The 3,041-nt window shown below is 39.2% G+C and carries 1 protein-coding gene; it reads left to right on the top strand.

Annotated features, from left to right (window positions below; translation table 11 throughout):
- Positions 1-3,041, top strand: a 3,041-nt coding sequence (locus BLQ00_RS17210; protein WP_139149456.1) for an Ig-like domain-containing protein, incomplete at both ends; no start/stop codon positions are given.

The following is a 3,041-nucleotide window of genomic DNA, read 5'->3' as shown; positions in this document are numbered from 1 at the left end:
GCTTCAGGAACCGCTTCAGGAACCTATGCAGTAACTTATACTATCTGTGAAATTGCAGTTCCAAGTAATTGTGATGATGCTACAGTCACTGTAGTAGTTGATGGAACACTTGATGCTATAGAAGATAATTATACAGCAACTGCTCAAGAGGGAGTAGCTGGAATTACGTACACAGATATATTAGCTAATGATACATTAAATGGTTCACCAGTAGACCCAGCCGATGTAGTTATTACGCCAAATACAAACGGTCCATTAACAGTGGGAACCGATGGAAGTGTAACGGTAGCTCCAGGCACAGACCCAGGAACGTACACGGTTGATTATACGGTATGTGAAATTGCCGTGCCAAGTAACTGTGATACCGTAACGATTACTATAGTAGTAGATGAACCGATCAATAATGCTCCAGTCGCAATAGACGATTCAGTTACTGTAAATGAAGATGCTTCAGTAGTAATTGATGTCTTAGGAAATGACACAGATGTAGACAATAATATAGATCCAACTTCAGTAACAATAGCAACACAACCAGCTAACGGAACAGTGTCAGTAGATCCTATTACAGGAGAAGTTACGTATACACCAGACCCTGATTTCAACGGAACAGATTCTTTTGAATATACAGTATGTGATGAAGGATCACCAGCATTGTGTGATACAGCTGTTGTGAATGTAACTGTTAACCCTGTTAATGATCCACCGGTAGCTTCTAGTTCAGAAATTACAGTAGATGAAGAAAGTGTCGATAATCCGTTAGGATTAACGGCTCCAACAGATTTAGAGAATGATATATTAACAATTACAGTTTCTGGATTACCAGCCTTAGGTACGGTTACTTTAGCGAATGGGACACCGGTAAATGTGGGTGATATTTTATCAGCTTCAGATTTAGAAGGACTTGTATATGATGCTCCGGCAGATTATGATGGAACGACTGATCCAGGTGATTTTACATATAGTGTTACCGATGGAACTAATACCGTTACAGGTGCAACAAACATTATAATTAATCCAATAAATGATGCTCCAATAGCATTGGATGATCAGTCTACAACAAACCCAGGAGTGTCAGTGATAATTCCTGTATTAACGAATGATAGTGATGTCGATAACAATTTAGACCCTGCCCTAATTACAATCGTAACACCTCCTGCAAATGGGACGGTTTCAATAGATTCAATTACAGGTGAGATTACATATACTCCAGATCCTGGATTTAATAATGGAACAGATACGTTTGTATATCAAATTTGTGATAGTGACGGTTTATGCGATACTGCAACAGTTTCTGTAGTAGTACCAATTTCAATGTTCCCTCCTGTTGCAAATCCTGATAACGAAACTACGTTAGAAGATATAACATTAATGGTAGATGCTGCCTCAGGATTATTGAGTAATGATACAGATGGTAATGTTGCAGATGTTTTAACGGTTATTGATTTTCAAATAGGTGGTGTGAGTTATTCATTAGGAGTGGCTCATAATATTCCAGGTGTTGGAATGCTAACAATTAATGGAGATGGTAGTTATGTGTTTGATCCAGACCCAGATTTTACAGGAGCTGTACCTCAAGTTACCTACACTATTGATGATGGTACTGGATTAACAGATTCAAGTACATTAGATATTACAGTAATCCCAGTAAATGATCCACCAGTTGCAAATGATGACCTTGGAACTATTACTGCGGAAGATACGCCGGTAACGGTACCTACAATAGGCGCTAATGATGATGATGTAGATGGTACAGTGAATCCTTCAAGTATTATTCTAATTGATCCTAGTGATCCTTTAAATATAGGAAACTCAACAACTCCTCTTGTTATAGCGGGTGTTGGTACATATACTGTAGATAATGCAGGAAATGTAACATTTGTTCCTGAAGATGATTACTTCGGAAACGCAAACATATTATATACAATAAACGATAATAACGGATTAACTTCTAATCAAGCAACAATAGGTATTACAGTAACATCTGTAAATGATGCTCCTACTGCTGAAGATGACGATGTCACAACATTAGAAGATACACCTGTGTTAATAGATGTATTAGGAAATGATGATGATATAGACGGAACAATAGATGTAACAAGTGTTACTGAAGTTTCAGGACCATCAAATGGAAGTATTTCAATAAATACCGCAACTGGAGAGATTACATATACTCCAGATCCAAACTTTAACGGAACAGATACGTTTGTGTATTCAGTTTGTGATATGGATGGTTTATGCAGTACTGCAACAGTAACTGTAACAGTAACCCCAGATGTTGATACAGATGGTGACGGTGTTCTTGATGTTGATGAAATAGCTAATGGGACTAGCCCAACAGATCCTTGTGATTACAATATTGCAGATATTACAGAGCCAATTACTTCTGGTGCAGATTGTGATGGTGATGGTGTAACCGATGCAGATGAAATTGCAAATGGAACCGATCCAACAGATCCTTGTGAAGACAATGGAGTTACTGGAGATGAAGATGTAACAAACCCAGTATGGCAAGCAGCTGACTGTGATGGCGACGGATTAAACAACGGTAATGAAATTACTGCTGGATCAGATCCTTTCAATCCAGATACAGACGGCGATGGAGTAAATGATGGAGATGAAGTAAACGACGGAACAGACCCGACCGATCCTTGTGAATTTGTAGTCGCAAGTCAAACAGTACCAACGAGTACCGTATGGAACGATTTAGATTGTGATAACGATGGTGTTACCAATGGCGATGAGATTGCTAACGGAACCGACCCATTAAATCCAGATACAGATGGCGATGGAGTAACAGATGGCGATGAGATTAACGACGGAACAGACCCAACCGATCCTTGTGAATTTGTAGTCGCAAGTCAAACAGTACCAACGAGTACCGTATGGAACGATTTAGATTGTGATAATGATGGTGTTACCAATGGTGATGAGATTGCTAACGGAACGGATCCATTAAATCCAGATACAGATGGCGATGGAGTAACAGATGGCGATGAGATTAACGACGGAACAGACCCAACCGATCCTTGTGAATTTGTAGT

The sequence above is a fragment of the Ulvibacter litoralis genome (genome assembly GCF_900102055.1).
GTDB classification, from domain to species: domain Bacteria; phylum Bacteroidota; class Bacteroidia; order Flavobacteriales; family Flavobacteriaceae; genus Ulvibacter; species Ulvibacter litoralis.
Note: the sequence above shows the minus strand (reverse complement) of the source record. Positions and strands in the feature narration are given on the sequence as shown.